Here is a 26,861-nt window from a genome sequence, read left to right as displayed (position 1 = left end):
AACCTTAGACTACTTAATTAGTTCGGCATCGTTAAACAAAAAAACAGAGCTTGTGTCGCCCACTATGTGGGCGACACAAGCAAGTTTTTAGTTTACTTATGCTGAACTACTTAGTAGTAGCGTATGAAAGCAAGATAACGATGCAAGATTTCAATTGGAAAAAGCTGCAAAATGGCTCAGATATTCGTGGCGTAGCGATCGCAGGCGTACCCAATGAAGATGTAAACCTAACTCCTGCCATTGCCAAAATCCTCGGACAATCTTTTGCAATTTGGCTATCTCAGAAACTAGACAAACCTACCTCAGACTTACTTATTTCCGTAGGGCGCGATAGTCGGCTATCAGGCGCGGAGTTAATGCAAGCAGTAATGGAAGGAATAACCTCCCTCGGCAGTCAGGTGTATGACTTTGCGATCGCATCGACACCAGCGATGTTTATGAGTACAGTTACCGATGGCTTTAACTGTGATGGCGCAATTATGCTCACGGCAAGTCATCTACCCTTCAATCGCAATGGCTTAAAGTTTTTTACGGCTCAGGGTGGCTTAGAGAAAAAAGATATTACGGATATTCTTAATCTTGCCGAGAAGAATGAATTTGCGACTTCCACCTCTCAAGGAAATATCACCAAGCATGATTTTATCTCAGTCTATGCAAACCAATTTGTCACCAAAATTCGTGAAGCGGTCAATCATCCTGACCATTACGAACAACCACTTCAGGGCTTAAGAATTATCGTCGATGCAGGTAACGGTGCTGGCGGATTCTATGCTAGTAAAGTCTTAGAGCCTCTCGGCGCAGATATTACAGGCAGCCAATTTCTCGATCCCGATGGTACATTTCCCAATCATGTTCCCAATCCTGAAGATAAAGTCGCAATGGCTTCCATTTGTGAAGCAGTTATTAAACATCAAGCAGATTTTGGAATTATTTTTGATACTGATGTCGATCGCAGTGCGGCGGTCGATCAATTTGGCAAAGAGCTAAATCGTAATCGCTTGATTGCGCTTATTTCTGCGATCGTCCTCAAGGAGCATCCTAACTCAGCTATTGTCACTGATTCCATAACTTCCGATGGACTGGCTAAATTCATTACCGAAGATTTGCAAGGTGGGCATCATCGCTTCAAGCGTGGGTACAAAAATGTGATCAATGAGTCAATCCGTCTTAATCAGTCAGGGCAAGGGTCTTGGCTAGCGATCGAGACTTCAGGGCATGGCGCAATGAAGGAGAACTATTTCCTTGATGATGGCGCTTATTTGGTAAGTAAGCTCTTGATTGAATTAGCCAAATCCAAATTAGCAGGAAAATCGCTCACCGATTTAATTGCCAACTTACAAGAGCCAGTCGAAAGCGAAGAGTTTCGTATCAAAATGCTGGTAGAGGATTTTAAATCTTTAGGAGAGAAGGTCATTAAAGATTTACAAGACTTTTCCTCCAGCCAAACCGATTGGCAGATCGTACCGAATAATTATGAAGGTATTCGTGTTTCCTGTACTGATGATGATGAGAATGGCTGGTTTCTACTACGACTCTCATTACATGATCCTGTAATGCCTTTAAATATTGAATCGAATATTCAAGGTGGCGTTGCCAAGATTACAAATCGATTATTCGCTTTCTTGCAACCCGTTGACGGATTAGATCTTTCGGCATTCCAGAAATAAAAAAAAGCTGCCCATTGGGCAGCTTTTTTTATTTTATCTAGAAAAGGCTTGCGGAAAATAATCCACCAATGCAGACCATGCTAACTGCCCACATCGGCGATCGCAACCAAGGCAAGTCGAGAACATAAAACAAACTAAACAAAAATCTTGCTGCCAAAAAAACAAATACATAAAGCGAAGTTTGATCGGAAGCCACATTACTAACATAGGCAGTGAGAGCCGCTGCCGCGAATAAGGCAAATACTTCAAAGGAATTTTGGTGCGCCCATGTAGCGCGTTTGGCATAATCAGGTAAGCGATCGAACATGGCTCTTGGTGCGTTTACGTCATAGCCAACACTCACTCGTCCGTAGGCAACAAGGATATAAGGCAAATATACTAGTCCCGCCGCGATCGCAATACCGTATAACAATATCTGTGATGAAGAAAAAGTCAAATTCATTGTGGGTTTAGTCAACCAATTTAAAACTTCTCCTATTTTAAGACTATAAGCCTTGAATCGGCTCTATATAACTAAAATCCTACCCAACGACTAATCGCCTGTTTCCCAACTTAAACAGTGACTAAGTTTTAAGAAAAAACTAATTCTGGTTCGTTGATTTCGTTCATAGTGTTTTTTAATCAATTGTCTAAGTACAGGACAAAAAATTGCAAAAGTAGAGAGAAAGGTTTTTTATAAAAGATAAGCACATCAACCATAAAACCCCTATCAAAGAGATTAACCTATTCCGAGAAATGTTGCAGCAGCATCTGCAATGGAATGCAGCAAGACTGGCATTTGTGTGCACATTCCTGATCGCGCTAATACGAGTAAGGACAGTAAACCTAGCCGAAATCGCGACAGGATTTAACGGCACAGCCAAAGTTGCATCACACTACAAAAGGCTACAAAGATTCTTCCGCGAGTTTGAAGTGGATTATGAAAGCATTGCCGTAACTGTCGTTAAAGTAATGCAGATACCCGAACCATGGGTAATCTCAATTGACCGCACCAATTGGCAGTTTGGCAAGACAGTTTTCAACGTGCTGACTCTAGGAGTAGTGCATCATGGAATCGCTTTCTCATTGGTATGGATAATGCTAGATAAAAAAGGCAACTCTAACACCCGCGAACGATGTGAACTGTGGAATCGATTTCTAGAAATATTTGCAGACCGTAAAATCGACTTTTTGACCGCAGATCGTGAATTTGTGGGGGAAGAATGGTTTGACTATTTGCGGTGTGAGCCATGTACCCCATTTAGAATCCGCATTCGTAAAAACACTTTGCTTGACGATGGGCAAAAACAACTGCGGGCTGAAGTTTGTTTTCAAGACCTCCAGATTGGTGAATTTAGGTTGTTGTGCAAACGTAGGCAAATTTGGGGACATTGGCTTTATATTGCAGCAATGCGCCTAGAGGATGGTGATGTGATTTGTTGATCTTAGCTACTGACCATGCTCCTTATACTGCTATTGCTGACTATGCTAAGCATTGGGGCATTGAGACTTTGTTTGGTTGTTTTAAATCCCGTGGCTTTTGTCTAGAATCCTCTCATCTTCAGGACGCAGAGAAGCCTTCTAAACTCATGGCTTTACTTGCTCTTGCTTTGTGTTGGTGTTTTTCTTCTGGGCTTTGGCAATTCTTACTCAATCCTCTCAAACCTAAAAAGCATGGTCGCTTACCTAAGAGTATTTTTCGTCTTGGTTTTGATTTCCTTCGTCTTATCGTCTTTGACTTACACCTCAATTCTGTTGACTTTTTCAACTCCATTAATTTTTTGTCCTGTACTTAGCTTTGGCAGTTAAAAGAGAAAGTGGCGCTTCGCGCCACCTTCTCTTTTAGGGCAAACCTTTAGGAAGATTACTTTCTATCAAGCGATTAATATCCAATAATTTAGTATTGCTTTCTCCCACGATTAAGGGGAGAGTTCCATTCCACTTATCGATCGCCTGTTTTTGTAATAACTCAGGCGATAACGTCTCCCGCAAAATACGCTGGGATTCTCCCTCACCGCGTGCGAGATTCACCTTTGCTTCCGCTTCTTTGATCGCTTTCAGGGCAATAAAATCCGCCCGCTTTGCCTCCTGTTCAGCAATTTGCTTCGCTTCGACTGCATCACGAAACTTGGGCGAAAAATGCACATGCACTAGGGAAATATCATCAACAGTAATGTTGTAACCCGACAGCCGATTAGTGAGCAAAGTGTCCACTTCATCCTTGACATTGCCACGTTTTGTGATGATTTCTTCCGCAGTATATTTCGCCATCACTGCCTTCAAAACCTCTTCGACAGCAGGATCAATAATGCGATCGATGATTGCTAACTTATCGCCAATTTGTTGATAGATCGTATTAGCGTGATTCGGTGAAATGTGCCAATTTAGCGCCACATCGGTAAAAACCTCTTGCAAATCCTTAGATGACGCTTCGGCAGTAATTTCTTGCTTTTGAACGCGCACACTCATTTTCTTAACGGTTTGGGCGATCGGGATAATGGGATGAATCCCTTCCTCTAATACCTGTGGCTGTACTTGACCAAACTGCATCAAAACCCCGCGCTCTCCTGCATTAATCACCACAAAAAAGCAACAAACGAATGCCGTCAAGATCATAAGTCCTGCCACAAATTGAAACATGGCAAAATCAGCAACTTGGCGATCGCGTTGACGATTAATTTGTTGATTAAGCTGCAATGGTTTTGGGGAGATTTTAGGGGTTTGTTCAGGAGTTTGCATGTTGGTATTTAGCAAATATTTAGCAAATATCTAGTAGAAACGGGGCTAATTCACTGTAGTTTACCGTATAATCTACGGTAAATACATAGACATAACGTATTTTTAATGCTAGAAATGTTTTATAGCTGTCTGCATTTGTCTTAGGACGAAGAAGATGAGTGGCGGCACTTCGCGCCGCCACTCATCTTCTGGTTACAGCTAAAGTTCCATGATTTTGATGCTGTGAGTCACAATGAGCATTCTGGTTCAAGATATTACCAAGCAGTTTGGCGATTTTTTAGCAGTTGATAACGTTAGTCTGAAAGTAGAGAGTGATTCTCTGGTGGCTTTGCTAGGACCATCAGGTTCAGGTAAGTCAACTCTTTTGAGAATTATGGCTGGTTTAGAGGCTCCCGATCGCGGTCAGGTTTGGATTGAAAATGAAGACGCAACTTTTCGCTCTGTGCAAGAACGTCAGATCGGTTTTGTCTTCCAGCACTATGCCTTGTTTAAACATTTGACCGTGCGTGACAATATTGCTTTCGGGTTAAACATTCGGAAAGCATCCAAAGCCTTAGTTAAACAAAAAGTTGATGAATTGCTGGATTTAATCCAACTGAGAGGATTAGGCGATCGCTATCCATCGCAGCTATCAGGCGGTCAGCGTCAACGGGTAGCCCTTGCGCGATCGCTAGCCGCCCAACCCAAGACGCTTCTACTCGATGAACCCTTCGGAGCGTTAGATGCCAAAGTTCGTAAGGAACTCCGCACATGGCTCCGTCAACTTCATGAACAAGTCCATGTGACCACTATTTTTGTCACCCATGACCAAGAGGAAGCGATGGAAGTTGCCGATCGTGTGGTGATTATGAACAATGGCAGAGTGGAACAGATTGGCACACCTGCTGAAATTTATGATCAACCAGCATCCGAATTTGTGATGCGTTTTATCGGGGAAACCAATGTTATCTCCAGAGCCAAGCGCCACTTCCCCGATCTGGACATCGCCGATCATCTTCAAGTATTCTTGCGTCCTCATGATGTTGCAATTAGATCTGAGCCAGCAGAAACCTTTGTCCCTGCAACCGTGAGCTATGCCTTTAATCTTGGTTGGGAAGGTCAAGCAGAATTAGTTTTGCCTGACAACCAAAAGTTAATCGTGAAGTTAGAGCGTGATCGCTTTGACAGCCTCTCCCTCTATCCTCAAAAAGAAGTCTATGTCAAACCTCTAAAAACTAAGATCTTTGCCGAAGTTGCTTAAACAGATCAGAACCTTATCATGCACTAAAACACAAAATGGCATAGCTATTGTGTGTTCTTCAAATCTTTATCGGGTTTGATTTCTAATTCACAAAAGTGTTGACACTCTTTTGTGAATTGGTATTAAGTAGCTAGACATAAGTAACTGATGTTACGTGGAACTTAGATGGTAGACCTCTTGCTGCTAGCGAAGCAGGGCAAGCACGGGGGCATTGCCCCTACCTCAAAATTTAGAGGTTACTGTAGGGGCTGGGCCCCCGTGCCAGCCCTAGACCTTTGCTATAACAGGAATTTCTTCCACGTAACATCAGTAAGTAAACTAAAAACCGAGAAGTTTGTTCCGCCCGCGTAGCGGGCGGAACAAACTTCTCGGTTTTGGGTTTTAATTAAGTTGAGCTACTTATGCAGCAAATAGTTTAGCAAGAATGGAAATTACCAAAACTATAAAGTTACAAGACAGATCTACGTGGAGAGATTGGTTGAACAAAAACCATCAATCCCTTACAGAAATTTGGTTATTATTCGACAATCGTCCCGAACATCCAACAGTCAACTATCTTGACGCAGTAGAAGAGGCGATTTGCTTTGGATGGATTGATGGCATCCAAAAAAGATTCTCATCTTATGAACTTGCGCAAAGATTTACCCCACGAAAGAAACGAAGTAACTGGACAGAGTTAAATAAAGCACGCGCTCGCCGCCTGATTAATTTAGGATTGATGACTGAGGCTGGAAGAGCAGTACTTCCAGACCTAAATGCTGAGTTTGTTATCGCTGAAGATATCCTAGAAGTCTTGAGAGAAAACCCTGATGTCTGGTCTAACTTTCTTAAATTTCCCGATCTATATCGTCGGGTGCGTATTGGCTATATTGAAGAAGTGCGTAAAAATAGAACTGAGTTTGAGCGAAGACTTCAGAATTTTGTGAATAAAACTGCAATTAATAAAATGTTTGGGAATTGGAATGATACAGACAGACTGCCCTAAATTAGTATCCCAACCCTGTAATGACAACAGAGAGTTGCAGCGCTTCGCGCCGCAACTCTCCCTGATTTTGGCTGAGTACAGCTATGATCAGTGGAACGGCAATCTGAGAATAGTGAGTAGAGCGCCATTCTTCCTGTTTAAATCTCATAGTGCCATTGTTCAGTAGACTCTGCCAAAAATCTGAGCTTGCGACCTTTGCGAGATAAGAAACCAATCTTCTCAAGATCATTAATAATGCGCGTGACCGTGACACGAGTAGAACCAATTAATTCCGCGATTTCTTGATGGGTTAGTTGCAGACTAATCAACTTGCCATGCCGTTGATCATCTTCACCAAAGCGATCAGTTAACCAAGCTAATAACAACCTTAAAGCCTCATCCTTAGCTCTGCTATGGGAAATCTTTAACAAAAACTCACTGGTTTGATTGCGGCGAATGATTGTATCGACATGATCTCCCCACTGCGATCGCGGGATTTCGGTTAACTGCACATCAGTTAAGCATTCCATTTCATAGGGATGCAAGTTAGATAATTCACTGCCAATGAGATCGCCCTCAGCCCATAACCCTGAGCAAATTACTTGACCATCCTCATTCCATGTGAGCGATCGCACTACCCCCGAATCAATTTTCCAGAGATAGTTAGTTTTGCGGGGCAGCATGTCACGACGCTTATAGGTAATGCCAGTGGTCTTTTCAAGATAAATCATCACATACCCTATCGACAAACAGTAGATTTTATTTGTATTACGTTGAAAAGTATTGTATCTTACTAAGTACGGTATTCCCGCGAAGTTACCGTATTTTGTTAATCTCCACTTTTGGCTCTCTACGGTATCCTCACCCCAAACAACCCCAAACAACCCTAAATAAAGTTTTATGAAAATTGCTCAAAATATCACGCAACTCATCGGTGGTACACCCCTCGTCGCCCTAAATAATATCCCGAAAAAAGATGGTTCTCTTGCCAAAATTGTTTTGAAATTGGAGAGTCTTAATCCTTCTTCATCAGTTAAGGATCGTATCGGTTTAGCGATGATTGAAGATGCAGAGGCGCAAGGCTTGATTAGTCCTGCCAAAACAATCTTGGTAGAGCCAACCTCGGGTAATACAGGAATTGCCTTAGCTATGGTGGCTGCGGCTAAGGGCTATCGCTTGATTTTGACCATGCCTGAAACCATGAGTCTAGAGCGTCGTGCCATGCTCAGAGCCTATGGTGCAGAGCTAGAGTTGACTACTGCTAGCGAGGGGATGCGGGGTGCGATTCGGCGGGCTGGAGAAATCGCTAGTTCTACGCCCAACGCCTATATGTTGCAACAGTTTAATAATCCTGCAAATCCTGCTGTACATCGTCGTACTACAGCCGAAGAGATTTGGAATGATACTGATGGTGAAGTGGATATTGTGATTGCGGGGGTGGGTACTGGCGGCACAATTACGGGAGTTGCAGAAATAATCAAGCAACGTAAGCCGAGTTTTAAGGCGATCGCGGTAGAGCCATTAAATAGTCCTGTGTTGGCAGGCGGTACACCGGGGGCGCATCGGATTCAGGGAATTGGCGCGGGATTTATCCCTCAAGTTTTACGCACGGATTTGATTGATGAGGTCATTGGCATTGCCGATGATCAGGCGATCGTCTATGGTCGTCGCCTAGCCCATGAGGAAGGCTTGCTATCAGGGATTTCGTCAGGGGCGGCTCTTGCGGCAGCGATCGCTGTGGGTAAGCGTGAAGAAAATCGCGATCATTTAATTGTGGTGGTTCAACCAAGTTTTGGTGAGCGCTATCTCAGTACCCCTCTATTCCAAGAGCCTGAATTTGCAACTTCAGGTTCAACTACCACTAGATAAGAGCTTTCTAACTTAATAAAGAATCCAGTTTTTTGATGGTGCGGCTTTGCCGCACCATCAAAAAACTGGATTCTTATTTTACTGCGAATCTCTAACAGCCATCTCTAGGTCAATCATAGTTTAGAAAACTTATATGGAACTATCTTGTAAGGTCGATTACGCCTGTATCGCACTAATACAACTAGCGATACGGCATGGACAAGGACAACCCATTTCTGTTAATGAAATTGCTCATAGTCAAAATATTCCTATTCGCTATCTCGATCAAGTCATGGGAATGCTAAGGCGAGCAGGTATTATTACTAGTCAGAGGGGAGCCAAAGGAGGCTATCACCTTGCTCAGGAACCTTGGCAAATTAAAATTATTGATGTCGTGATTGCTCTTAATGGTAATGACTATAGAGAATCTCAAAATGATAACCTAACTACACCTGAGAAGTCTGTAATTCTAGATATGCGCGAGCTTGCGAGAAAAGGAGCTGCTGATGTATTGAGTAATCATACTTTAGAGGACTTAGTGAGAAAATGTGAGGAGAAAAAACGTTCAGGTATAATGTTCTACATTTAAACTTCCCAAAGAAAAGAGGAGGCGCTAAGCGCCTCCTCTTTTCTTTGGGAAGTTGTAGAGCCATGTTTGTTTCACTATTTCGGGGTGCAGTCCTATAGCTATGGTCACCTGTACAAATAGTGTGAGGCGGCGCTTCGCGCCGCCTCACACTATTTGGTTTATCTATCGAGCAACTGATGGTACGATTCTGATGGATGTCAACTTTGACTCTTAGTCCTCCTAATTTCTATGGCGCGAAAACCTAACACCTCTCATACTAAGACTTCTTCCGCTAAAAGTGAGCTTGGACTATCTGACCTACGTGTTCGTCTCAACTTCTTGGAAAAGGAAAATGACAAACTGATCAAACAAATCGAGTCTAGCCGTACCAAGTTAAATAAGCTGAACGATAGCATTCAAGAAGTTAGCATTCAAATCGCGCAACGTATTGCTCCTTTTCGGCAGAAAATATTCAAACTTGATCGCCAAATCCATGAGGTATTTAAAGAAATCTTTACTGGTCGGAAACTAGGTAAGAAGTCACGTAAAGATATTGAGTCGGTTTATTACTATCTCCAAGCAAATGGTCTGATCAGTCCTCAGCAAATATCCTTTGAGCGTGAGGTGTTTGAGGTTGATGAGGCTGGGGATAGTCATGAAAACAATTATAAGGGACGGTCTCATCATGAATTTACGGAAGATATCAACAAGCCTGATCGTGACGAACTAAAAAAGATTCGTCAGCTTTTTTTACGCTTAGCCGAAAGCTTTCATCCTGATAAGGTTACTGATACAGATGAGAAGGAATATCGCACTGAGATTATGAAGGAAATTAATCTGGCTTATCAAAATGCTGATTTAGCTCGACTTTTGGCGATCGAAAAACAGCAAGAGTTAGAGTCTGTAATTGATCGCGATAGTTCTGATGATCTGACCCGTCATTGCGCCAAGGTAGAGTCAGAAAATGCTTTTCTTAAAGAGCAACTTGCAACTATCAAGCAACAATTAAAACTTACGAAAAAGACTCAGCAAGGTGAAATGACTGCCGTTTTTAAGAAGATCACTAAGTATGGCGGTGATCCTATTGGGGAGGCTTTACGTGAGGTAGAGGCTCATGTCAATGTTGTTGAACAGCTACATCAGTTTGTGATTGATTTCCGCGATCGCCGCATTACTATCCAAGAGTTTTTGAGAAGTCCATCGGCACTGATGCAGCAGCAAATGTCGGAAGAAGAGTTGATGCTAGAATTTCTATCACAATTTCAGGCTTAAATATTAGGTGTATCGCTAGAAACCCACACCGCTAATTCTTGACTGGCATGTCATTAGCTATACAATGAATAAATTGAAGCAAGCTTGTCTATGTTGTAGTTATGGGAAAACAGTCTCCTTTAGGGTCTGAGCAGATTTCTCCAGAAGATTGGGAAAACACACCAACTAATGTCAAACGTCTTTTAGCTTCACTGGTCGCTAATGCTTCTTTGGCGGTCAACGAAAGCCGTCTGATCCAATTTTTAGATGCGACACCAATGGGAATTGCTGTTCATGACGCAATAGGGCAACTAATTTATATCAATAATATAGGGCGATCGCTACTCGGTACTAATCAATACTCAGAATCCGAAACCGATCGCCTTTCAGAATTTTTCCAACCATATAGTGCAGGCACTAAAGAACCCTATCCGATTCAAGACTTATCCAGTAGTCGCGCCTTTGCAGGAGAAGCTATTCAAGTTAGAAATTTAGAGTTTCATTGTCGTGATCGCGTTGTGCCTTTAGAAGTGATAACTACGCCAATTTTTGATCAGCAGGGACAGGTTGTTTATGAGATCGCCACTTTTCAGGATATTAGCGATCGCCTAAATAATGAAGCCAAACGCAATCAAGCTGAGGTAGCCTTGCAAGAGAGTGAAATCAAGCTACGCAATCTCACCGATGCGATACCAGGTGCTGTTTACCAATTTCAACTCAGCCCCGAAGGAGAATTCAGTATGCCATTCGTGAGTCAGGGCATTCAAGAATTAGCAGGGATTTCTCCAGAACATGCCATTAACGATATCCAAGTCATCTGGGACTTGATTTTTCCTGAAGATTGGGAATTATTACAGCAATCCATTGCTATTTCGGCTCAGACTTTAGAACCTTGGGATTTTGAATTTCGCATTCAAACTGCTAACGAAAAAATTAAGTGGGTTTTAGGAAAATCCATTCCTCATCAGGAAGAAAATGGGGCAATTATTTGGAATGGGATTTTGACAGATATTAGCGATCGCAAACAAGCCGCAGGCTTGTTAGAAAAAAGTGAGCAGAGATTTCGCAACCTATTTGAGTCTACCCCAAAAATCTCAGTCCAAGGTTACAACCGTGAACGGCAAGTAATTTACTGGAATGATGCAAGTGAACATCTTTATGGTTATACCAAAGCCGAGGCAATCGGTCAGCAACTTGAGGATCTGGTTTTCCCTCCAGAAATGCGACAAGGTGTAATTGATGCAATTCAAAATTGGCTTATAAATGGGCAGCTTATTCCAGCCGATGAACTGAACTTAATTCGTAAAGATGGTTCCAGAGTAACAGTTTATTCTAGTCACTTAATGTTGACTAACACTGAAGGAGAACAGGAACTCTATTGTTTAGATATTGACCTGAGTGAGCAAAAACAAACCGAAGAAAATCTACGGCAAGCTGTTGCCATCAATCAAGCCTTGATCGACGCAATTCCCGATATCATTTTACGTGTGAGCCGTGATGGTTTCTATTTAGATGCAATTGCCTCTGATGAGATTGAGTTTGCAGTTCCTCCTGCACAAATGCTTGGTAAAAATATATTGGATGTACTTGCCCCAGAACTTGCACAACAACGTCTGTATTATATCGAAAAAGCATTTCAAACTGGAGAAATTCAATTCCATGAATACCAAATTTTGATCAATGGCGAAATTCATTACGAGGAGGCTCGAATTGTTGTCAGTGGAGACAATGAAGCCACGATCCTGATTCGCGATATTAGCGATCGCAAGAAACTGGAACAGGAGTTAATCTACAGCCACGATCTACGAGAACTACTTTTTAATGAATCCACCGACGCACTGTTCTTACTCGATAGTAGGACTTCGCTCATATTTGACTGCAATCAACAAGCCATCGAACTATTTGAAGCAGATCATAAAAACCAGTTACTTAACATCGTGGGTGGCAAACTTCACAAGCACACTCTAACAGCAAAAGAAATTGCATGGATTAATCAAGAAGTTGACCAAAAAGGATTTTGCCAGTTAGAGTTGGAATATGTCACTTTCAAAGGACATGAATTTTGGGGAGATCTTTTGCTTAAGAGAATTAATTTTGGAGAACGACATTTTAGTCTGGCTCGCATCGCTAATATTACCATTCGTAAACACGCTGAAATAGAACTACTCAAAGCGAAAGAAGCAGCAGAAGAAGCTACTAGAGCCAAAAGTGCATTTTTGGCTAATATGAGCCATGAAATTCGTACTCCTATGAATGGTGTGTTAGGGATGGTGCAACTGCTGGAAACTACGGAGATGGATCATGAACAAGCGAATTTTGTGAAAACGATTAAAGATTGTGGGGATACACTTTTAAACATAATTAATGATATTCTTGACTTCTCAAAAATAGAATCGGGAATGTTAGTCATAGAAAAATGGGAATTTAACTTAGAAGAGCTAATCAGTTGGGTTTGCCAACTCTTAAATAGTCAAGCAATCGCTAAGCAAATTAACCTCCAATATGTGATCTCCCCTAATGTTCCGACTACGATTTGTAGCGATCGCCTCCGTCTGCGGCAAATTTTGCTAAATCTTATCGGTAACGCCATTAAATTCACTCAAAGCGGTGCTGTGACAGTTTCAATCACTTTATCAAGTACTCCATCAAGCAGCAACCACATACTAAAGTTTGCGATCGCGGATACAGGTATTGGCATTCAGGGCGATCAGATCGACCAATTATTTCAACCATTTACTCAAGCTGATGTCTCCATTAACCGCAAATATGGGGGCACGGGACTGGGCTTAGCTATCAGTAAGCGCCTTGTGGAATTGTTGGGTGGTACGATTTGGGTAGAAAGTTTTGGTCGAATCGGTGGCAATCCAAGCATAGATTGGAGTTCGGAAGCATCTACCGAATGTTCAACCCAAGGTTCAATATTCCATTTTATGATCGATATCTCAACTTCTGAAATCGAGAAAGATGAGATCGATCAGATGCAACTATCTTCAAATGTACCCCTTGCGATCGATCCCCAATTAGCGGAAAAATTTCCCTTACAAATTTTATTAGTGGAAGATAATTCATTTAACCAGATAATTGCCACCACCTTCCTTGAAAGATTAGGTTATCAAACAGATTTAGCTAAAAATGGCATAGAAGCTTTACAAGCAGTTCAAGTTCATTCCTATGACTTAATCCTCATGGATATCCAAATGCCTGTAATGGATGGATTAATAGCAACAAAATTGATTCGTCAAAGTTCCGAAAATTCTCACCTGCGGATTGTTGCTATGACCGCTAATGTACTGCCCGAAGATCGGCAAGTCTGTTTCGATGCGGGTATGGATGGTTACATCAGTAAACCCGTTAATATACGAGAGATTATTCAGCTAGTTTCAGGTCTAAAATGATTTATAGCAAAGCAAGGTTTGCTTAGGACATAAAACCCAATAAATGAGTTGTGGCGCTTCGCGCCACAACTCATTTATTGGGTTTTGTACTAGCTAACTCTTTTGAGTTTAATTATTGCGGTACAGGTGTTATACCAAAGCACAAAATGGCGTAGCCATTTTGCGTTTTTAAAACCCTTACTGGGTTTGGTTTTTAATTCACAAAAGTGTTGCAACACTTTCGTGAATTGGTATTAGAGATCTGTGGAGAGATGCCACGTTTACGATGCCTTCGATGATTTCTGCTTTTTTGATTGTTGATGTTGTATAAAGCCGTTCAAATCTCCGACTTTTGGGTGACTTGATGTAATCCGATCAAAAACCCAGTAAGGTGGAATCGCCTTCCTCACTTTGGATGTAAGTAGAAAATATTTGAACTATATCTTGAATTTTGAATGGCTTACTCAGATAGTCATTCATTCCTGCTTTAAAACAAGCTTGGCGATCTTCTGGTAAGACATTAGCAGTCATGGCTACTATCCAAGGTTTATATTTGATACTGTGACGAATTAGTTTGGTGGCAGTCAAGCCATCCATTTCTGGCATATGCACATCCATTAACACCAGATCGTAATTTTTTTGTTGGACTAGGTTTAGAGCTTCTAATCCATTATTAGCGATATCAGCTTGATATCCCAATCTTTCAAGGGTTAGGCTAGCAATCTTTTGATTGAAAACGTTATCTTCCACTAACAAAATGCGTAGAGGAAGTTTTTCAGCCATCTGAGTATCAATTGGGAGTTTAGATATATCTAACTTTGGGGATTGATGAATTGCTGAGCTAGTAAATAGAGCGATCGCAAAATAGAAAGTAGAGCCTTGTGAGTCTAGTGTGGGTAGCCAATTTAACGGTGGATTGCCACCAACATGACCAAAGCTTTCCGCCCAGATTGTTCCGCCCATCAATTCTACTAAACGTTTGGTAATGGCTAAGCCTAGCCCTGTGCCACCATATCTTCGACTGATCGAAGCATCGGCTTGAGTAAAGGCTTGAAAGAGTTCCGTTAGATATTCATGCTGAATGCCTATGCCTGTATCCCGAACTTTAAATGTGAGTTTGTATGGTTCAGTTTGATGATCAGCAGGCGATTGACCATTGACAGAGATCGCTACATGACCACTTTGCGTAAACTTAATTGCATTACCAATTAGGTTGAGTAAGATTTGGTGTAATCGCGTACTATCGCCAATAAATTTGCTGGGAAGATGGGATGCGATCGCATAATTGAGTTGGATCTGTTTATCTAAGGCTTGTTTGTTCAAAAGCTTGCATATGGACGACAAAATATCATCTAAAACAAACTCCTTTGCTTCCAAGGTCATCATCCCTGCTTCAATTTTAGAGAAATCAAGGATATCGTTAACGATCGCTACTAAAGTATTCCCACTATGTTGAATAATTTGTAAAAGATTCTGTTGTTCTGCTGTCAAATTAGTTGAGGCAAGCAATTCTGTGATACCCAATACCCCATTCATTGGTGTACGTAGTTCATGACTCATATTTGCCAGAAATTTGCTCTTAGCCTTTGTTGCAGCTTCTGCATTTTCCTTTGCTTTTGCGAGTTCTAATTCTACTAGCTTGCGCTCCGTAATATCTCTAGCAAATTGAATTACTCGATCCTCGGATACAGGTGAGATATTGGCATCAAACCAAACTTCTTTTCCATAAATATCTAAACTATATTCACAGTTGACTATTTTTTTGGTCTCTAAAGCTTCTCTAGTTGCCTTCACGATGATGCTAGCAATTGACCGAGGAAGTTGCTCATAAATGGACTTGCTTATGACTTCTTCAGGAGTGGCTAGCAAATTTGTAGTTTTAGTAGGAACAACTTTAAGGCAATTTCCTTCAGCATTACGAACTAACACCACATCACTCATAGCGGCAAATAGTGCGTTCTGCTCGTCATAAGCTTCTCTCAGTTTTTCCCTACTATCCTTCAATGCTAATTCGTCAAGTTTGCGATCAGTAATTTCATTAATATATCCATGCCAGAGAATACTGCCATCAGCTTGACGTTGGGGAGTGGCTCGACCTTGTACCCAGTTGATTCGCCCATCGTTGAAATGCACCCGATATTCACATTGCCATACCGTTAGATTTTGCGATGATTCAGCAATCGTTTTGACTACAAGTTCTAAGTCCTCTGGATAGATCCGCGAAAAAACTACAGAAGCATCATCACAGACATCTTCAGGAGATACATCATAAATATCTCGTATCCCTTGACTCGCATAGGGAAAATATGAACTACCATCGGTTCTAAGATGATATTGGTAAATTACCCCAGGGACGTGACGGGAAATTTGCTCCAATCGTTGTGCTGATGCAACCTGATCTGTAATATCTCGAACAATTACTAGTGCTTCATTGCTATTAATTGCGGCAACTCGTACTTCCTCATAGGCAAGTTTCCCAAATTTAAGAAGTTGATGCTTATATATCTGTAATTGATTGGTTGCGATCGCCTGCTCAATGGCTTGGAGTTGACGTTGTAGCAAATCGGCTGGCAAGACTTCTGATAGATGATGCTGAATAGGTACAAACTGATTTTTATCGGTAATCGAAGAAACAATAAAATCTAGACATGAACCATCACGATGGACTCGTAATAATAAATCTGGTATAGCTTCAAGGATGGCACGTTGTTGTGCTTCACTTTCTTGTAAAGCCAATTCGCTCCTTTTGCGATCGCTAATGTCTACATGCGTACCCAGAAATCGCAAGGGCGCTCCATTAGCGGCGCGACTAAAAATCTTACCCCTTGTCAAAACCCATTTATAACTACCATCTTTGCATTGAAGACGATGCTCGATCTCGTATTGGCTGGTTTCACCAAGAAAATGCTTAAAAATTTCTGCATAGGCAATTTCGATATCTTCTGGATGAACCCGAATATTCCATTCGCTAAAATCGTTACTAATTTCGCTATCTTCAAACCCAAGCATAGCTTTCCAGCGATGAGAGAAGAAAACCTCATTGGTTTGTACGTTCCAGTCCCAGATGCCGTCTCCACTACTTTCGATCGCAAATTGTCTGCGTTCGGCATCAACTTTGAGGGTGTGTTCTTTCTGTTTACGCTCAGTTATATCTTCAAAGATATATAATCTGCCAAAGTATCGATCTTGGAGATCGCGAATTTGCTTAGAAAAGCGGCGAATTGTTCGCTTATCTACAAACTGAATTTCATCTTCAATGACTATACGATTTTCTTCACTTTGTAAAGGTTTACAGGAATCAATAAAAGCAGGTAAATCAACGATTAAGGGAATACAATCAGGAATAATGTCGTTGTTTTTGAGTTCCCCACTTTGCATTTTTGCCTCTAAATGCTCAATATTCCAAATCTCGCAAAAATAATGGTTAAAGTAGAGAATATTATCGGTACGATTGTCCACTACCCAAAAAGCTAGTGGGGATGTCTCAGACAGCGTTTGCAGTAGCACATCTTTCCAGAGTAGTTCTGGCGAAACTTGACTATATTCTGCCAAGTTAAATATTGGTTGGGTAGTTTGCTCAGGAATTTTGGCTGGGTTTGTGATTGACAACTGAAATTTAGCACTTCCTAGCACAATACCCAATTGAGTTGTAATGTTGCGGAGTAGACTGATTTCTAGAGGTTTCCATTGGCGGGGGCGATCGCATTGATGCACTATTAGCAAACCATATAAATAAGCTGATGGTTGTGCATCAACCAAGATTGGCATGACGAGATTTGCTCTCACCTGCATCCTTGCTAATAAGTCCGCATAACATGGCTCGATCTGCTGAGTATGTGTATCATCAATAGCACTATATCGACCTGCTTGATAAAGCTGAGTATATTTGCTATGAAAGCAAGGATCACCAATCAATTCCCCCAAAATTTCTTTCCACCCTTCACCCACCGACTCAGCCATCACTACGCCATCACCATCAGGAAGAAACTGATATATTAATGCGCGATCGCCACCCAATAGCATCCTTGACTGCTGGACGGTGATATTTAACATATCAATCAAATTAGAGGCATTATTAATTTGTAAAGATAGCGATGTAATGCTCTCTAAAATGTCTTCTAAATGACGCTCAGCAGCATTGGTTAATGGCATGGTAAAAAATTGGATTCCTTAGATTTTTTACAATTTTGCCTTGAGCGATACTTCTCCAAAATTGAGATGGAGATATTCATTAGCAACTACTGATTCAGTAACTTTACGGGCAAAATCATCGGCAATAGGGATATAGTTATTATAAGCGGCGATCGCAAAACATTATTAACAAATCTCCTCTAGTGTAAACTGACACTATGGAATCGATCTCTTCATTCAGTAAGGGCTGTCAGTCTCATTCCCAGTAATAAGTAGCTCAACTTAATTAAAATCCAAAACCAGAGTTTGTTTCGCCCGCATAGCGGGCGGAACAAACTTCTCGGTTTTTAGTTTACTTATGTCTAGCTACTTAGTAACATTCTTGGCAATAGTAAAGCTGCCCAAAAAATTGAGTTGCAGATCAATCAATCCGCTTTAATTTGATGGCACGGCGAAGCCCTTACTTTTGGAGAGATTGCTCGATCACGATAATTTTATCGACTTGGAAACCTGCCAAAGTAAAATCTTGGAGGATCTTTTCGGTTGGGTAAGGAGCGATCGCGTCGAATTGCTGCTCATTGTTTGACAACACACCTAAAACACTGATGGGAACTTGTAAAAATAAATTCGCTCCTGCAAAGGCAACATAGGCAATAATCAGCCCTAAAGATTTAGCTTGAGCAAGTATTGACGATTCGCTTAACAATTCCTTTAATGATTCACTCAATGATAGGGGAGGAAGTTGGTATAGCCCATATAGAATGGCACTGGTCAGTTAAATCGTGAGGGAGTGAAAACCTCGTAGTGAAAGCAACTCCAGCATGGAAAGCGGTCGATGATATAGCCCGATCGCCATAACTGGAGTCTTATTTTTCCCTAAGCCCACATGAGGTCTCACCCAGTTGTGAACTAATCTTTGCACAGTGACTGCTCGTTGTAATCCTTCGGTATTCTTCGCATACAGGTTTTGTCTACGGCGATAAGCGCTACACCTCCTTCTCAAAGCACTATTGTTTGCTTCATTGTGATTGGCATGAACGTCTCTCTTATCGCTAATAGCCGTATAGGGATGCTCTGGTTTGAGCCATTCGACACGACGATTGCCTTGTGAACTTTTAATTTTGATAGCAACTTCTAATCCATGTCGCCATACCTTCCGATGTCCATACTCACGACTTACTTCGGTGGATTTGAGGCGCACACTTGCCATTTGCCATAGTTGTTGGGCATAGCGTCTTTCGCCATCGGTAAACCATCGGATGTATTGACTTGCCTTTGCCCATTGCCATGCTGTTTTGGTTGCTTTAGCAAATAGTTCAGTATTTTTGAACCCTGCTTTTGCTTCAATCCAATAGCGACTCTTACGCTCAATGAATGTCACTGTCCAACCTTTTGACTCACTGGGGGGAAAGGCTTGCCGTGAGCGCCAGTCGAATGGTTCTCGCCTACGCGAGTATAAACTTCATCGCCTTCGATGGTGACATCTCCTCCTGTTGGGGCAGATGGACTCCATTGCGGTGAATGCTCTGCCAATTTTTGCTCCCATCTCATGATGCTGACATGGGATTTTTCTAGTACTCTCCCACTGGCTCTGATTCCAATCCCTTCACTCCTCATTTTCATTGCTAGGGACACGACACTTGCTGGTGTTCTCAGCCTTGACATTGGTGTTCCTGTCCTTTCACTAAATCTCTTGCCGCACCCTTTACACAAATAGTTCTGGATAGCTTTGCCATCTTGGTGGTGATGTTTGCCATTTTTGATGATCTTTTGGCTCTGGCAGTGGGGGCATTCCATAGCTTTCTCCTTTCCTCTGCCTCTATTTTCTCATACCACTAATTCAATGACCAGTGCCAGGACACCCCATCGGGGTGTCCTTCCACAAACCATTTAGGATTGCTATAGATGTTCTGGGTTTATGAGACAAAGCCGTGCTACCAGAAATCCGATTCTCTATTTTATAGCTGTCGGCAAGTGTATTAGTACATAAAACCCAAGAAGAGAATGGAGGCGCGATGCGCCTCCATTCTCTTCTTGGGTTTTATGTACTACAGCTATACTATGCGTTCCTAATGGAAGTTAGGAGGACGTTTGTATTTTTGCGAGATATCGACCTTTTGACGCTTAGGAGGGAACCACGATCGCCAGACCCAAACGAGAATACTTTCGAGCATTTCCGCAAGTTCGATCGCTGCCTTACTTACTTTTTGCAAAGGGGATAACTGGCGAGACGGACGACTCACTCGGCTTGTTGAGGAGGCTTTGGGAGATGTTTTGGCATTGATTTTACGAGTTGGCACAGAACGGCGATCGCGATTTGCTTGGGTTTGTGCGGAGTCTGAAGGCGATCGCTGTACTCTATTTGGAACAGTTCTTGGTTGAGGTGGTTGGCGATAGCTTTGCTGTGCTAAATGGGTTTCGAGTTCTGCATGGGTAGGAATGTTGTAGAAATCAGCCCCAGTTTCGTAAATCTCGATGCGGCGTTTGGGGAAATTTGGTAAATCTATTTGGGCTTTAGGAATATCGATTGTGGACTGTTCAAGCAATGGTTCTGTAAGTAATTCTGGAACAGATTCTAGGCTAGGAACTTCTTCTACTAAACCCTGCAATGTCCAATTCCGTTCTGCTTTTGCGCCGCCTAATCGCAAGCAATTTCCTGCATGATCGAGAACTAATGCTTTCCGTCCACCCTTGGGGCGTAAGCCTCGACCGAGCATTTGCAAATGGAGCGCAACGGATTTGGTAGGACGACAGAGTTGGATCACTTCGATTTCAGGAACGTCAAAGCCTTCAGTAAACAAATTGACATTACAAAGGACTCTAGTTTCACCAGCACGAAAGCGTTCGAGGATAGCTTGACGTTCTTTTGGGACAGTCTCACCATCGATATGTTCGGCGGTAATGCCTGCGCTTCGGTAGCGTTCAGCGATCGCTTTGGAATGGTCGAGGTTAATTGCAAATACGACACAGCGCTTTTGATGGGCATGGCGTAAATAAGCATCGACGGCACAACCTGCTACATAGCGGCGATCAATGCGTTCTGCTAAGTCCGCCGAATTAAAATCGCCCCCTGCAATCCGAATCCCTTCTTCAGTGGGTAAAAAGCTTTCAGGCGCAAGTACGTCATAATCGGCGAGAAATCCACGCCAAATCAATTCAGAAACAGATGGACCAACGACCAATGCTTCGTAAAGGCGATCAAATCCTCTCCCATCCAGCCGCGAAGGTGTAGCCGTCACGCCCAAAATCAAGGTTTCAGGAAAGTAGCTTAAAATCTTTAAATAGCTTGGGGCTAGGGAAAGGTGTGCTTCATCAACAATTACGAGGGCGATCGCGCCTAAGTCTATTTCTTGTTTTTCGAGGCGTTTTACTAGGGTTTGCACAGAGGCACATTGCACGGGATGCTCTAGGTGCATGGGCTGATCGGCTTTGATAATTCCAACAGGCGATCGCAAAGTTTTTTCTAAAGTATTTTTTGCTTGCCAGAGTAATTCTTCACGATGTACTAATAGGAGAACGCGCTGATGGCGATCGTAAAAATGCTTGGCAAGTTCGCTAAAGGTGCGGGTTTTGCCTGAGCCTGTGGGCATCGCTAGCAAGATCGCCCGTTTGCCGAGTCGCCAAGTTGCATAAATCTCATCGATGACCCGTTTTTGATAGTCTCGTAACTCAGACATCTCACGCCTCAAAAAAATCCCTAGTATTATGCCAGAAGTTTCTCAAAACGCATCAAGGATTTTGGGCAATGTAGGGAAATTGATAGTAATGATGATTCATTTGTCTTTTACTAGTAGTTCTAATATCATCAAGGTGACTGAGATCCTCAAGCCTCTGATGATGGCTTTACCGCAAAGGACTTCTCATTAAATGTAATCCTTGAAAGTAGGTTTTCTATATTAAATTTGAATTACACCTCAATTCTATTGCCTTTTTCAACTCCATTAATTTTTTGTCCTGTACTTAGCTGCCAAAGTCAACACCTTCATAAATTGCGGCAATGGGAATTTCGATATTAATACTTTGTAATTCAACAATTTCATCGGTTGTATAGGTCTGTAATAGCAAAAACTTGCGATCGCGGCGGCGAAACACCTCCACTCGTTGCTCCCATTGACTAACTAATAAATATTCTTGCAAAGATTCAATAGTTTGATAAGGGGCAAATTTCACCCACGATCTTTCTCTTCCGTTTTTCCCTAGTCACAACTAAAGATATTTTCTCATATAGCCTCGTAACTACCGATCCTCAAAACCCTCACAAGCTAAAGCCCTTAGCCGAAATCCAAAAGATTCTTGATGAGAAAAAGATTGATAAGTCCAAGGATATTATTGTCACTTGCACCACAGGTCGCGAAGCATCTTTGCAGTACGTAGTTTTAAAGCATCTGCTGGGCTATCCCAAGGTCAGAGTATATGAAGGCTCTTGGACAGAATATAGTCAGACTGATTTGCCTGTAGAAACTGGTGCAGAGCGCCCTCTGACCTAATCAAAAACAAAGAAGCGAGTACCACTCGCTTCTTTGTTTACAGTGTTTGCCGTAATTTAATTTCTCATCAAAAAAAGCGGTGCAAAGCGCCGCTTTTCTATTGCATAAAAAACTAGAGGTATTTTTGATGGAAGAGATGTTTGTTAATTCCCATGATTTCTGGAAGTTGTCATTTCGTCTAGTTTTAGCCTTGATCGTAGGCGGAATTATTGGTTTCAATCGTCAGAAAGGAGGCAGATCCGCAGGAATGCGAACTTTCATGATGGTTAGTATGGGAGCTGCTTTGTTTGTGATGATTCCTTTGCAAGCAGAAGGAGATTCTAGCTTTGCGACTACTAATGCCTTAAGTCGAACGCTACAGGGCGTATCTACGGGAGTAGGATTTTTGGGAGCAGGTTTAATTTTGCAACCAAGTTCTGATCGCGGCACTTCTAAAGTGAGAGGCTTAACGACAGCAGCTACAGTCTGGGTAGCCGCAGCATTAGGAGCCGCAACGGGTTGTGGTTTGTGGCAAGTAAGTCTACTTGGGGCTTTTCTAACGCTGTTTACCCTCAGTGGAGTCAAGCGAGTACATCGGAAAGTCAAATTGCGTACATTGGCAGAGAAGCGATCGCTAAAAATTGGCTGGACTAAGAAAAAGCGCGAGAATTTACCTAATGATTCTGAAAAATAGTTGTTCCTCAAAATTCAATTTTTGCATCCCAAATTTGCATTCCAAAAATGAGAGTTAGACCTTTGGTCTAACTCTCATTTTTATTTTAAGTATTTGTAGCAAATGTAGCTATTTGATATAAAATACGGTAATTACATGACTATACCGTAGATTTATGACAAATCAGCCAGTCACCAAAACTATAGAAATTCATAAAAACCTATATATAAACGACTCAGAGAGCGCAACTCTTGCGTTAGATGGTTCTCTCCAAATTACTGAAAACGCTACTAAAAGCCAATCAAACAACGGCAATAAAACGGGGATTCTCCAAAAGCTCAAGGGTGGAATTCTGTTGGTGGTAGGTTATCTGCTGTCACCACTTTGCTGGTGGAATGACTTGATCATTAATTTGCCGATCGCCTATGGATTTGGTTATGTAGTTTCACTTTGGCGATCGGAATGGTTCTTTGGCGCAGCGATCGCAGGTTACTGGCTATCAAATCTGGTTGGTATAGTTCTGGTGCAGATGGGGACAAAGGATATTTTGCAAACTACGGCAAAAAAGCGGAGTTTCAAACATGAGATTTTTTCTGGGGTGCTGACTTCGACTGCATACACGGCAATTATTGTGGCGCTAGTTTATTTTCATGTTCTCGACCTCAGCGCGATTTTACCGATTGAGGTGCAGCTATGAATTATTTTTTACTAACGGGGTTTAGTTTTATCGTTGGTACAGTTGTAGGTTTGACGGGGATCGGCGGCGCTTCATTGATTACGCCAATGTTGATCTTTATGTTTAATGTCCCTGCGGCGATCGCTGTTGGTTCGGATATTGTCGCCGCAACGATGATGAAGGCTGTGGCAAGTATCAGTCATTGGCGGCAAGAAACCGTAGATTTATCGGTGGTGAAATGGCTGGCTACGGGCAGTGTTCCAGGTGCTTTATTAGGAGTATTCATTTTGCATTTACTGCAATCCTATGGATGGAGTTTAGATAGTTTCCTGTTACCTTCCATCGGCACGATGATTCTATTTGTCACCGTGGCAGGTTTAGCCCAGTTACTGCTCGCCAACTTTGCGCCAGATCTATCATTACCAAGTTTGCCTACCTTTGATTTGGAAACTGTAGATGGCAAGATCAAAACTGTGGCGATCGTTTTTTTATTGGGCTGCATGGTAGGCTTAACCAGTGTTTCATCAGGCTCTTTATTTGCTCTAGTGTTAATCACCTTCTTTAAACTAGATTCGAGAAAGTTGGTGGGAACTGATATTACTCAAGCCGCAATTCTATTGGGCTTTACATCCCTCGGACATCTTAGCCTTGGTACTGTTGATTGGCACATCGTGATTCCAATTTGGATTGGTTCTGTCCCAGGGGTATTGCTTGGCTCAAAACTGTGCCAACACGCTCCCCAACGAGCCTTACGCTATCTCATCTTTGTGATCTTAATTACGGTTAGCTGGAAATTAATCCATTCTGCTTAACAAGTTTTTTCACTAGGTAGAACTTTCAAAAAAATTAATTCACTACATTTTTTATGTCTAAGTATCTACCACTATCTATATCTGAGTTAAAAGAAGCAACCTTAAAAAATCTTTTGGTGATTCTCTCTCTGCTTACTACCTTTGGTCTATTAGTGATCGCTGTGACCACCTTGCCATTAATCACTGACTGGGACAGCATAATCCTCGAAAAAGTCCATAACTCGCAAAGCCTAGAACTAGATCAAATTGCGATCGCCTTGACCCAAACTGCTAGAGGTATAGCCATTACTGCCATTACTTCCTTACTAAGTATTGGGTTATTCTGGCGCAAACAATGGCGATCGCTAGGCTATGTCTGGCTAGTGATCATCGGCAGTGGCTTGATTAACTTTCTTGCAAAACTTCTCTTTCATCGTCATCGTCCTGATTTGTGGGTTTCTCCATTGCCACAGCCAGATTTCTCTTTTCCTAGCGGTCACGCGATGCTGAGTATGAGTCTAGTGATAGCGATCGCGATGCTGATTCCTCAGAGACATTGGCGATTAATTTGGTTATTTACAGGTGGATTTTGGTTGATGGCGATCGCTTGGACAAGGCTATATTTGGGTGTGCATTATCCCAGTGATATTCTCGGTGGCTGGTTATTAGCAATCTTTTGGAGTAAAGCGTTACTGAAATAGAGGAATGAGAAGGTAAGTTTTGCTTTCATACATGATATACAAGCCCAATGCAATTAATACTAAGGGGACAAGGATATGACTATAACGAGTAATTATTTTTGTCACTAAAGGATGAGAACTAATCAAATACGCGGCATAACACCAAACCGCAATCATTAACAAGAAAGTGATGACGATAATTGGTAAAGAAACTGAATTAGAATTCGCAAATAGGGGTATATAGATACCGATATTATCGCCGCCGTTAGCGAAGGTGACTACCGCAACATGATAAGTTTGGGGCGAGATAATTGGGGCTTTATTTAATGATTTTTGATTGGCGCTCGCACAGGTTTGAACATTTATTTCAGCATTATCTTGATTAGAAATTAATTTCTTCAGCCCAATCGTGATCGGTAACAGTCCCAATAAGCCTAACCATTTATGGTCAATAACTAGACCACCGAAATACCCCGGTAAACTTGCTAAGAGAATTATTCCAAAACCTAAATACTGACCAATCAGAATATGACGTGGACGAAATTTATGATCGACTTGAGCAAAGAAAATGGTGAGAATGAGAATGTCATCGATATTTGTGGCAGTAAAAGCAGTAACTGCGATCGCCACCGTACCGATAATCCATTCCATATTTTCCTCAGGTTAATAGTCAGTAGAAGTATAGCAAAAAGAGGGCTTCGACTTAGCTCAGCCAGCAATATATGTTGGCTGAGCGAAGTCGAAGCCTCTTTCAAAATTCTCTGGGTTTTAATCTATTCACGGTTAATCAGCGTTGTTTGAGAGTGATGTAAGATGCTTTTCACTAACTTTTGACGCTCAAACAAGATTGAATGACGCTCGAACAATTACGGATTTTTTTAGCAGTTGCAGAACATTTGCACTTTACTCGTGCTGCTGAAGAACTATATATCACTCAACCTGCTGTCAGTGCGGCTGTGCATAGCTTAGAGGCATATTTTGGCGTGAAATTATTTCATCGCATCGGTCGCCATATTGAAATTACTGATGCAGGAACTTTGCTGCAAACAGAAGCTAAGGACATTCTCGATCGCGTCAAGTTAATGGAACGAGGATTGCGAGAGTTAAATGATTTGCAAAGGGGCGAATTAAAGTTAGGCTCTAGTCTCACCATTGGTAACTATTGGCTCCCCGCAAAAATCAGTCAATTTCAAGAACAATATCCCAATATTTCGATTAAATGTACCTTGGCAAATACTGAAGAGATTTGTGATGGAACTGCCGCAGGTTTATTTGACGTAGGACTCATTGAAGCAGGGATCAAGCCATCCCTGCAAAAGATGCTGAAGTCAGAGGAGATTGGAAGCGATCGCTTAGTGATTGTCGTTGGCAAATTACATCCTTGGTATGAACGACCTGAAATCACCCTCGCACAACTTTACGAAACCGCTTGGGTAATGCGTGAATCAGGTTCAGGAACACAACAGGTTTTTGAACAAGCATTATTAGATTGGGGCGTTGAGTTATCAAAACTGGAAATTATGTTGGTGTTGAGTAGCGGCGAAATGGTAAAAGCTGCCCTAGAAAGTAGTGTCCGAGCCGCCGCTATTTCTGAATTAATGGTGCAGAAAGAATTTCAATTGGATATATTACGCAAAGTTACCGTTATTAAACCTGTTGGAAGTATGCAGGAAGCTGAAATCCAAAGCGATCGCCTTCAGCAATTAGAAATTAAGCGTCCATTTTTAAAACTAACCCACAATCAACGCTTTCAAACCAAAATTGCAAGGGTGTTTGGCGAAATTTTATGCCGAAATGTCTCCTAGATAACTTGA

Annotated in this window: 22 protein-coding genes and 4 pseudogenes; 15 read left to right on the top strand and 11 right to left on the bottom strand. The window is 41.9% G+C overall.

Annotated features, from left to right (window positions below; translation table 11 throughout):
- The first annotated feature begins 140 nt into the window (after positions 1-140).
- Entirely contained in the window at positions 141-1,667 is a 1,527-nt protein-coding gene (locus ABM313_RS06275; RefSeq protein WP_434686816.1) for a phosphomannomutase/phosphoglucomutase, read from the top strand.
- Positions 1,668-1,704: 37 nt separating this feature from the next.
- On the opposite strand, the gene ABM313_RS06270 is transcribed toward ABM313_RS06275, so the two are convergent.
- On the bottom strand, positions 1,705-2,109 hold the full coding sequence (locus ABM313_RS06270) for an MAPEG family protein (protein WP_434686815.1): 405 nt from the start codon (positions 2,107-2,109) through the stop codon (positions 1,705-1,707).
- Between the two features lie 266 nt (positions 2,110-2,375).
- On the opposite strand from ABM313_RS06270, the pseudogene ABM313_RS06265 reads away from it, so the two are divergent.
- Positions 2,376-3,442 (top strand): annotated as a pseudogene (locus ABM313_RS06265) (IS4 family transposase).
- 46 nt (positions 3,443-3,488) lie between these two features.
- Here ABM313_RS06265 and ABM313_RS06260 read toward each other — a convergent pair.
- Positions 3,489-4,262: a prohibitin family protein gene (locus ABM313_RS06260; protein ID WP_434688389.1), complete on the bottom strand. Its 774-nt coding sequence runs from the start codon at positions 4,260-4,262 to the stop codon at positions 3,489-3,491.
- 355 nt (positions 4,263-4,617) lie between these two features.
- Here ABM313_RS06260 and ABM313_RS06255 point away from each other — a divergent pair, with 355 nt between their 5' ends.
- A complete protein-coding gene (locus ABM313_RS06255; RefSeq protein WP_434686814.1) occupies positions 4,618-5,625 on the top strand; it encodes a sulfate/molybdate ABC transporter ATP-binding protein in 1,008 nt (335 codons plus the stop codon).
- Positions 5,626-6,103: 478 nt separating this feature from the next.
- Positions 6,104-6,610, top strand: coding sequence for a YdeI/OmpD-associated family protein (locus ABM313_RS06250; protein WP_434686813.1), 507 nt, complete (start codon positions 6,104-6,106; stop codon positions 6,608-6,610).
- A gap of 1 nt (position 6,611) precedes the next feature.
- Here the strand turns inward: ABM313_RS06250 and ABM313_RS06245 are convergent, their stop codons facing one another.
- Both ABM313_RS06245 and ABM313_RS06240 read right to left on the bottom strand, forming a co-directional pair.
- Positions 6,612-6,758 carry a hypothetical protein gene (locus ABM313_RS06245; RefSeq protein WP_434686812.1) on the bottom strand — a complete coding sequence of 49 codons (147 nt, stop codon included), beginning with the start codon at positions 6,756-6,758 and terminating at the stop codon, positions 6,612-6,614.
- The gene (locus ABM313_RS06240) at positions 6,748-7,320 is read right to left on the bottom strand and encodes a Crp/Fnr family transcriptional regulator (protein ID WP_434686811.1); all 573 of its coding nucleotides are present in this window, start codon (positions 7,318-7,320) and stop codon (positions 6,748-6,750) included. Before ABM313_RS06240 ends, ABM313_RS06245 begins: the two co-directional genes overlap by 11 nt.
- Positions 7,321-7,489: 169 nt before the next feature.
- Here ABM313_RS06240 and cysK point away from each other — a divergent pair, with 169 nt between their 5' ends.
- From cysK to ABM313_RS06220, 4 genes are all read left to right on the top strand, one after another.
- On the top strand, positions 7,490-8,458 hold the full coding sequence (gene cysK, locus ABM313_RS06235; RefSeq protein WP_434686810.1) for a cysteine synthase A: 969 nt from the start codon (positions 7,490-7,492) through the stop codon (positions 8,456-8,458).
- Between the two features lie 133 nt (positions 8,459-8,591).
- Positions 8,592-9,026: an RrF2 family transcriptional regulator gene (locus ABM313_RS06230; RefSeq protein ID WP_434686809.1), complete on the top strand. Its 435-nt coding sequence runs from the start codon at positions 8,592-8,594 to the stop codon at positions 9,024-9,026.
- A 228-nt stretch (positions 9,027-9,254) separates the two neighbouring features.
- Complete coding sequence (locus ABM313_RS06225; protein WP_434686808.1) at positions 9,255-10,277, top strand: J domain-containing protein; 1,023 nt, start codon at positions 9,255-9,257, stop codon at positions 10,275-10,277.
- A 101-nt stretch (positions 10,278-10,378) separates the two neighbouring features.
- Positions 10,379-13,651 carry a PAS domain S-box protein gene (locus tag ABM313_RS06220; RefSeq protein ID WP_434686807.1) on the top strand — a complete coding sequence of 1,091 codons (3,273 nt, stop codon included), beginning with the start codon at positions 10,379-10,381 and terminating at the stop codon, positions 13,649-13,651.
- Positions 13,652-14,005: 354 nt separating this feature from the next.
- Here the strand turns inward: ABM313_RS06220 and ABM313_RS06215 are convergent, their stop codons facing one another.
- From ABM313_RS06215 to ABM313_RS06195, 5 genes and pseudogenes are all read right to left on the bottom strand, one after another.
- Positions 14,006-17,782, bottom strand: coding sequence for a PAS domain-containing protein (locus ABM313_RS06215; RefSeq protein ID WP_434686806.1), 3,777 nt, complete (start codon positions 17,780-17,782; stop codon positions 14,006-14,008).
- Between the two features lie 39 nt (positions 17,783-17,821).
- Positions 17,822-17,944, bottom strand: a pseudogene (locus ABM313_RS06210) (long-chain fatty aldehyde decarbonylase); the annotation flags it as partial.
- Positions 17,945-18,221: 277 nt separating this feature from the next.
- A complete protein-coding gene (locus tag ABM313_RS06205) occupies positions 18,222-18,488 on the bottom strand; it encodes a hypothetical protein (RefSeq protein ID WP_434686805.1) in 267 nt (88 codons plus the stop codon).
- A gap of 48 nt (positions 18,489-18,536) precedes the next feature.
- Positions 18,537-19,558 (bottom strand): annotated as a pseudogene (locus tag ABM313_RS06200) (transposase).
- 272 nt (positions 19,559-19,830) lie between these two features.
- Positions 19,831-21,438, bottom strand: coding sequence for a DEAD/DEAH box helicase (locus tag ABM313_RS06195; RefSeq protein WP_434686804.1), 1,608 nt, complete (start codon positions 21,436-21,438; stop codon positions 19,831-19,833).
- Positions 21,439-21,466: 28 nt separating this feature from the next.
- Here ABM313_RS06195 and ABM313_RS06190 point away from each other — a divergent pair, with 28 nt between their 5' ends.
- Positions 21,467-21,628 carry a hypothetical protein gene (locus ABM313_RS06190; RefSeq protein ID WP_434686803.1) on the top strand — a complete coding sequence of 54 codons (162 nt, stop codon included), beginning with the start codon at positions 21,467-21,469 and terminating at the stop codon, positions 21,626-21,628.
- Positions 21,629-21,721: 93 nt separating this feature from the next.
- On the opposite strand, the gene ABM313_RS06185 is transcribed toward ABM313_RS06190, so the two are convergent.
- A complete protein-coding gene (locus ABM313_RS06185) occupies positions 21,722-21,931 on the bottom strand; it encodes a Uma2 family endonuclease (RefSeq protein WP_434686802.1) in 210 nt (69 codons plus the stop codon).
- 77 nt (positions 21,932-22,008) lie between these two features.
- Here ABM313_RS06185 and ABM313_RS06180 point away from each other — a divergent pair.
- The 5 genes and pseudogenes from ABM313_RS06180 to ABM313_RS06160 form a co-directional block, all read left to right on the top strand.
- A pseudogene (locus tag ABM313_RS06180) lies at positions 22,009-22,248 on the top strand (sulfurtransferase); the annotation flags it as partial.
- 136 nt (positions 22,249-22,384) lie between these two features.
- Positions 22,385-22,921, top strand: a complete 537-nt coding sequence (locus tag ABM313_RS06175; RefSeq protein WP_434688387.1) for an MgtC/SapB family protein — start codon at positions 22,385-22,387, stop codon at positions 22,919-22,921.
- A gap of 154 nt (positions 22,922-23,075) precedes the next feature.
- A complete protein-coding gene (locus tag ABM313_RS06170; RefSeq protein ID WP_434686801.1) occupies positions 23,076-23,597 on the top strand; it encodes a hypothetical protein in 522 nt (173 codons plus the stop codon).
- The gene (locus ABM313_RS06165; RefSeq protein ID WP_434686800.1) at positions 23,594-24,388 is read left to right on the top strand and encodes a sulfite exporter TauE/SafE family protein; all 795 of its coding nucleotides are present in this window, start codon (positions 23,594-23,596) and stop codon (positions 24,386-24,388) included. The genes ABM313_RS06170 and ABM313_RS06165 overlap by 4 nt, the downstream gene beginning before the upstream one ends.
- A gap of 53 nt (positions 24,389-24,441) precedes the next feature.
- A complete protein-coding gene (locus ABM313_RS06160) occupies positions 24,442-25,068 on the top strand; it encodes a phosphatase PAP2 family protein (RefSeq protein WP_434686799.1) in 627 nt (208 codons plus the stop codon).
- Here ABM313_RS06160 and ABM313_RS06155 read toward each other — a convergent pair.
- Positions 25,057-25,698 carry a cadmium resistance transporter gene (locus ABM313_RS06155; RefSeq protein WP_434686798.1) on the bottom strand — a complete coding sequence of 214 codons (642 nt, stop codon included), beginning with the start codon at positions 25,696-25,698 and terminating at the stop codon, positions 25,057-25,059. The genes ABM313_RS06160 and ABM313_RS06155 overlap by 12 nt on opposite strands.
- Positions 25,699-25,898: 200 nt before the next feature.
- On the opposite strand from ABM313_RS06155, the gene ABM313_RS06150 reads away from it, so the two are divergent.
- Positions 25,899-26,852, top strand: a complete 954-nt coding sequence (locus ABM313_RS06150) for a LysR substrate-binding domain-containing protein (protein WP_434686797.1) — start codon at positions 25,899-25,901, stop codon at positions 26,850-26,852.
- The last annotated feature ends 9 nt before the right edge of the window (positions 26,853-26,861 follow it).

This window comes from Pseudanabaena minima str. Chao 2107 (assembly GCF_051131155.1).
Classification (GTDB): domain Bacteria; phylum Cyanobacteriota; class Cyanobacteriia; order Pseudanabaenales; family Pseudanabaenaceae; genus Pseudanabaena; species Pseudanabaena minima.
The sequence above is the reverse complement of the archived record's forward strand: the minus strand, read 5'-3'. Positions and strand labels throughout refer to the sequence as shown.